This is a genomic window from Aquabacterium sp., from assembly GCF_035476535.1.
GTDB lineage: Bacteria > Pseudomonadota > Gammaproteobacteria > Burkholderiales > Burkholderiaceae_C > Pseudaquabacterium.
In genome coordinates this window covers 21,594-28,229 of the sequence record NZ_DATILJ010000219.1, presented here as the reverse complement: position 1 = coordinate 28,229, position 6,636 = coordinate 21,594, and the positions used below count along the sequence as shown (strand labels likewise).

The window sequence follows — 6,636 nt, the reverse complement described above, 5'->3', positions numbered from 1 at the left end:
CCGTGCGAGCGAAGTACGCGTCGTCGAGCAATAAACCGGCGACGACCAGATCGCTGCGCGAGCCATCGGCCAGGCGCAGAAAACCACGCATCGTGCCTTCGATGACGAAGCCCAGCTTTTGCGAGACCTCGATGGCGTGCGCGTTTTCGGGGTAGTAGTAGGCGGTCAGGCGCTCGATGTGCGCTTGCCGGGCCAGGAAGCCCAGCGCCAAGTGCGACGCTTCGGGCCCGACCCAGGGACTGCAGGCTTCGTGGATGCCGATCAGGTATTCGGCCCGCCGGTGGCCGAGCGCGATGTTGGTGACGCTGACGAAGCCGAGCTTGTGTTCGCCGGCATGGATGGTCCAGTGCAGCCCCGCCGTTTCGGAGACGATGGCCGCCTGTTCGCGCCGCAGCAGATCGCGCAAGGCCTCGTCGGCCGCTGGCAGCGGCGCTGCCATGCGGTTGAACTTGCGCATGAAGTCAGCGTCCGCCCAGCAGCGCCGCACCAGATCGATGTCATCCGGCCCGCGCCGGTGCAGGCTGACGCGCCGGCCGCGCAGCGGCTGCCACCAGAAGGGCTCATGCTGCCAGGCCAGTGCCAGCAGCGCCTGGTCCGGCCGGCCGCGCAGGCGTTCGCCCAGCCAGCGGCGGGCGTCGTCGAGACGCCCGCTGCGCCGCAGTGCGCGCAGGTGGTCCAGCGCGGACGGCTCGCCGGGCGGGCCAGGCGCAGTCATGGTGTTGCGGGCAGCGAACGCCGCTTGCGATGCTGGCGGCGCACGCTCAGAAAGCGCCCGCGTCGCCGGTGTCGACTGCCGCCACGCCGACCAGCGCCACCGTGCCGTCGACAGCGAAGCTGCCATCGGCGAACTGGAAGAACTCGACCGTGTTCAGCACGTCCACGCCATCACGCCCGGCCACGGTGTCGGTGACCGTGGTGTTGCCGGTCGCGCTGTCGACGGTGATGGTGTACTCGCCAAAGGAGCCGCTGAACACCGCGGTGTCGCTGCCGCCGCGGCCGAACAAGCGGTCGTTGCCGGTGCCGCCGACCAGCCAGTCGTTGCCGGCACCCCCGTCGAGCTTGTCCTGGCCTGCGCCGCCGGTGAGCACGTCAACGCCGCCCGCGCCGCTGAGGGTGTCGGCGCCCTTGCCGCCGATCAGGCTGTCGTTGCCGCTGCCGCCGGTGAGTTGGTCCGCGCTGTCGGTGCCGGTCAGAACCTTGCCGCCGGCGCTTGTGGCGATGGGCAGCGTGATGTCGCTGAAACTCAGGCTGTTTACGGCTTGCGCATAGTCGGTGCCGTCGCGGCCGGCGACCTTGTCGGTGATGGTGTAGGTGCTGGTCAGTGTGTCGAACGAGACGATGTAGTCGCCAAATGCGCCGCTGAATACGGCCGTGTTGACGCCCATGTATCCGTTCAGCGCGTCGTTGCCGGCGCCGCCGGTCAAACTGTCATTGCCCTTGCCGCCGTACAGACTGTCGTTGCCGCTGCCGCCGATCAACACATCACCGTTGTTGTTGCCTGCGACAACAAGGGTGCCGCCAACGGAAGTCGCCGTGACGATATCGATGCCAAAGAAGTCCAGGTATTCGATGTCGCTCAAGGTGTCCGTGCCGTCGCGACCTTCCACGGTGTCGGCAACGGTGTAAGTGCCGGATGCCGCGTCGAAGCTGATGACGTATTCGGCGTAGTAGCCGCTGTATGTCGCCCAGTCGGTGCCGGCACCGCCCTTGAGCATGTCGTCACCGCCCAGGCCGGTGAGCTTGTCATCGCCGCCACCGGTATCGAGCAGGTCGTCCCCGTCGGACCCGGTCACGAAATTGTTGTTGCTGTTGTTGGCGACGGTGCCGTCGCTGAACTCCAGCCAGCCGATGCCGATCAGCGTATCGGTGCCATCACGGCCGGCCACGGTGTCGGCAACCGTGAAGCTGTTTGAGAAGAGATCGTAGCTCACCACATAGTCGGCCTGGGGGCCGCTGAACACCGCGATGTCGTTGCCGCCGGCGTCCACCAGCAGGTCGTTGTCACCGCCGCCGACCAGCCGGTCGTCGCCCTTGCCGCCGCTGAGGCTGTCGCCGCCCTTGCCGCCGTTGATCGTTTCCGAGGCCTCGCTGCCGTTGAATTCCTGGCCGAGGGCTTTCGTGCCGGCGGCAACCGTGTAGCCCTCGAAGTTCAGGTATTCGACGCCGCTGACCTTGTCCGTCCCGTCGCGGCCGGCAACGCTGTCGACCACGGTGTAGGTGTTGGTGCCGGCGTCAAAGGTGACTGTGTAGTCGGCATAGCTGCCGATGAATGTCGCGATGTCCGCGCCGGCCCCGCCGCGCAGCGTATCGTTGCCACCACCGCCGGTGAGCCAGTCGTCACCGGCCTGCGCGCTGATCGTGTCCTTGCTGTCACCGCCGGCAAGAATGTCATTGCCGCTGGTGCCGGTCACGGTGAGCGCTGGTGCCGGTTTGGCGGCAGAGCTGGTCGCGGTCAGGCCGACCCGGGTGCTGGACGTCATGGGAACTCCCTCGCTTGGCGCGTTATTTGTGCGTGGCGCACGGAGATCGTGCGCGCCGCGGATGCTACCGGAGCCCGCGGCGTCTTCTGCCCCCTTGAATGGGTGCTGGGGTCAGGCCGTCAGCCGCTGCACCCCATCCAGCCTGCACGCATACACCGCATTGCGCAGCGCCGCGATGGCCTCGTAGCGCGTGAAGCTGCGGCGCCACGCCAGTACCACGCGGCGGGTAGGCACCGGGGCTTCGAACGCGATGTAGGTGACATGCTCGTGGCCGCCCTTGGGCACGCTCAGCTGCGGCACCACGGTGACGCCCATGCCGGAGGCCACCATGTGCTTGATGGTCTCCAGCGACGAGCCTTCGAAGCTCTTGCGGATGCCCTCGGCGTCGCTGGAGAAACGCGCGAACTCGGGGCAGACCTCGAGCACATGGTCGCGGAAGCAGTGGCCGGTGCCGAGCAGCAGCATGGTCTCCTTCTTCAGCTCGTCGGCGCTGATGTGCTTGCGCACGGCCAGCGCATGGTGGCTGGGCACGGCGACGACGAAGGGTTCGTCGTAGAGCGGCGCGATGGCCAGGCCGGTGTCCGGGAAGGGCTCGGCCATGATCGCGCAGTCGAGCTCGCCGGTGCGCAGCATGTCCAGCAGCTTGACGGTGAAGTTCTCCTGCAGCATCAGCGGCATCTGGGGCGTGTTGGCAATGGCGTGCTTGACCAGCTCGGGCAGCAGGTAGGGGCCGATGGTGTAGATGATGCCCAGGCGCAGCGCACCGTTCAGCGGGTCCTTGCCGCGCTTGGCGATCTCCTTGATCGCCGCGGCCTGCTCCAGCACCGATTGCGCCTGCCGCACGATGGCTTCGCCCAGCGGCGTGACGCTGACTTCGCTGGCGCCGCGCTCGAACAGCTTGACGTCGAGTTCTTCCTCGAGCTTCTTGATCGCCACCGACAGCGTGGGCTGCGAGACGAAGCAGGCCTCGGCCGCGCGGCCGAAGTGTCTTTCGCGGGCGACCGCAACGATGTAGCGCAACTCGGTGAGGGTCATGCGGGCGATTATCCGGGCCTGCCTCACGGCGCGTGAGGCTCAGGCTTTCAAGAAGTCCGCGCGCGTGTCCAGCCAGCGCGAGACATGGGCCCGCGCGGCCTCGGGGTGCTCGCTCAGCAGCTTCGGCGCCAGGCTGCGGGCCTGCCGCAGCAGCGGCGCGTCCTCGGCCAGGTCGGCAAAGCGCAGCAAGGCCTCGCCGCTCTGGCGCGCGCCCATGAACTCACCGGGCCCGCGGATCTCCAGGTCGCGGCGGGCGATCTCGAAGCCATCGGTGGTCTCGGCCATCGCGCGCAAGCGATCCTTGGCGGTCGGCGACAAGGGGCCGGCATAGAGCAGCACGCAGACACTGGCCGTCGCGCCGCGGCCGACACGGCCGCGCAATTGGTGCAGCTGCGACAGGCCGAAGCGTTCGGCATGCTCGATCACCATCAGGCTGGCGTTGGGCACGTCGACGCCGACCTCGATCACCGTGGTGGCCACCAGCACCGCCATGTCGCCGCCGGTGAACAGCGACATCACGGCGGACTTCTCGGCCGCCGGCATGCGCCCGTGCAGCAGGCCGACCACGCAGCCGGGCAGCGCGGCGCTGAGGCGCTCGTGGGTCTCGGTGGCGTTCTGCAGATCGGACTTTTCGGATTCTTCGATCAGCGGGCAGACCCAGTAGACCTGCCGGCCCTGCGCCACTTCGTCGGCGATGCGGGCCACCACTTCGGCGCGGCGGCCGTCGGCGAACAGCTTGGTCAGCACCGGCGTGCGGCCGGGCGGCAATTCGTCGATGGTGCTGACATCCAGGTCGGCGAAGTAAGTCATCGCCAGCGTGCGCGGGATCGGCGTGGCCGTCATCATCAGCAGGTGCGGCTCCAGCGCCACAGCAGGGCTGCCTGCCGCCTCGGCAGGGCCGTCTTGTGCGACAGCGGGGTCGCCTTGTGATGGCGGCTCGGCGGGCAGCGCCAGCTTGCGGCGCAACGCCAGCCGCTGCGCAACACCGAAGCGGTGCTGCTCGTCGATGATGGCCAGGCCCAGCTTCGCGAAATGCACGTCGTGCTGGATCACCGCATGGGTGCCGACCACCAGCGCCGCTTCGCCGCTGGCCACGCGCTCGACCATGCGCGTGCGGGCCTTGCCCTTGCGGCTGCCGGTGAGCCAGGCGACGCCGATGCCCAGCGGTTCGAGCCACTGCACCAGCTTCGCGAAATGCTGCTCGGCCAGGATCTCGGTGGGCGCCATCAGCGCGCACTGCCAGCCGGCGTCGATGGCCACCGCCGCGGCCAGCGCGGCGACCACCGTCTTGCCGGCACCGACGTCGCCTTGCAGCAGCCGGTTCATCGGCTGCGCGCGCGCGATGTCGTGGGCGATCTCGTCGGCGACACGGCGCTGGGCCGCTGTCAGGCTGAAGGGCAGCGCGGCCAGCAGGCGTTCGTGCAGGCCGTCGCGCCGGGCCTGCAGCGCCGGGGCGGCGAGCTGCGCTCGCTCACGCTGCGCACTCAACTGCGACAGCTGCTGTGCGAGCAACTCCTCGAACTTCAGGCGCTGCCAGGCCGGGTGGTTGCGGTCTTCCAGCGCGGCCTGCGCGGCGCTGGGCGGCGGATGGTGCAGCCACTGCAGGGCCTCGCGCAGCGTTGGCAGACCCGGCGGCACACACTGTGGCGGCAGCACTTCCTGCAGCGGCGCACGAACCAATGCCGATGCAATGGCCTTGCGCAAATACACCTGCGGCAGCTGCGCGCTGGTCGGGTACACCGGGGTCAGCGCGGCGGCCAGCGGCGTGTGTTCATCCACCGCCTTGAACTGCGGGTGCACCATCTCGCGGCCGAAGAAGCCGCCGCGCGGCTCGCCGCGCACGCGCACGCGCGCGCCGGGGCTGAAGGTCTTCTGGTGCGAGGGGTAGAAGTTCAGGAAGCGCAGCACCAGCTCGTCGCTGTCGTCGGCCAGGCGCACCACCAGCTGGCGGCGCGTGCGCAACTCGATGCGCGCGTCCTGCACCGTGCCTTCGACCTGCACCGGCTCGCCATCACGCGCCTGCGCGATCGGCGTGATGCGGGTTTCGTCCTCGTAGCGCAGCGGCAGGTGCAGCGCCAGGTCGATGTCGCGCCGCAGCCCGAGCTTGTCCATCGCCCGCTGCGGCGCGGACTTCTCGCGCTTCGCGGCAGGGGCTGCGGTCTCGGGCATGCGCGGCATTCTGCCGCGACGATCTACCAGCCCTCGGGCTGCAGACCGTAGTAAGCGGTGAGCACGTCGTGCAGCGCCGGGTACTCCTGGCGCAAGGCCCGCGGCTGCTCGAAGAACACTTCGGTGGCCACGGCAAAGAACTCGGCCTCGCTGCTGGCGGCGTAGGGGCCCAGGCAGCCCGGCTCGCCTTGCTGCAGGCGCTGCTGCAGCTCGGCAAAGGCGGTGCTGAAGACGGCGGCCCACTGCCGCAGGTGCGCCGTGCCGGGCATCAGCGGCGCGCCGTTGGCGGCACCGGTCTCCTGGTCCAGCTGGTGCGCGAACTCGTGCAGCACCACGTTCTGGCCGTCATCGGGCAGGGCCGCGCCGTCGCGCACGGCGTCCCAGCTCAGGATCACCTGGCCTTGCTGCCAGGACTCACCGGCCAGCGTGCGGCGCTGTTCCTGCAGCACGCCGCCAGCCTGCGGCGCCGCGCGTTCGACGACAAAGGCGCCGGGGTACAGCAGCACCTGGCGCAGGTTCGGGAAATGGCTCACCGGCGTGCCGCCGCGATGCCGGCCCAGCAGCAGCAGGCAGGCTTGCGCGGCGATGGTCACGCGCATCTCGTCGCTGACCGTCAAACCGCCGCAGCCGATGATCGGCACTTCGGCCAGAAAGGCCTGGATCAGGCCCTTCAGCCGCAGCTGCAGCGGCACCGGCAGGCGGGCCACCAGCGGCACGCGGCGGCGCAGGATGCGGCGCCAGGTGGCCGGAAACGGCGCGGCCTGCCAGCGTGCGCGCCGGCGTTCGCCGCGCCAGGTGTGTGTCAGCCACCAGCCCAGCATCAGCAGGACGAGGCCTGCGACTATCAGCATCGGCACGCCGGGGCTCCGCAGCATCACAAGCTCGGCACATGGGTGCGGCGGATGCGGGTTTCAAGTCGGGCCGAGCCCGCCCGTCGGTAACGGCCTGATCT

Annotated in this window: 5 protein-coding genes; all 5 read right to left on the bottom strand. The window is 69.3% G+C overall.

Annotated features, from left to right (window positions below; all coding sequences use genetic code 11):
- A partial coding sequence (locus tag VLK61_RS21505; protein ID WP_325423761.1) for a GNAT family N-acetyltransferase occupies nt 1-715 on the bottom strand: 715 nt, incomplete at its 3' end.
- Between the two features lie 46 nt (nt 716-761).
- A complete protein-coding gene (locus tag VLK61_RS21500; protein ID WP_325423759.1) occupies nt 762-2,480 on the bottom strand; it encodes a calcium-binding protein in 1,719 nt (572 codons plus the stop codon).
- A gap of 111 nt (nt 2,481-2,591) precedes the next feature.
- Nucleotides 2,592-3,515: a LysR substrate-binding domain-containing protein gene (locus VLK61_RS21495; RefSeq protein WP_325423757.1), complete on the bottom strand. Its 924-nt coding sequence runs from the start codon at nt 3,513-3,515 to the stop codon at nt 2,592-2,594.
- A 39-nt stretch (nt 3,516-3,554) separates the two neighbouring features.
- The gene (gene recG, locus VLK61_RS21490) at nt 3,555-5,684 is read right to left on the bottom strand and encodes an ATP-dependent DNA helicase RecG (protein ID WP_325423755.1); all 2,130 of its coding nucleotides are present in this window, start codon (nt 5,682-5,684) and stop codon (nt 3,555-3,557) included.
- Nucleotides 5,685-5,707: 23 nt separating this feature from the next.
- On the bottom strand, nt 5,708-6,535 hold the full coding sequence (locus tag VLK61_RS21485; RefSeq protein ID WP_325423767.1) for a zinc-dependent peptidase: 828 nt from the start codon (nt 6,533-6,535) through the stop codon (nt 5,708-5,710).
- Between the last annotated feature and the right edge of the window lie 101 nt (nt 6,536-6,636).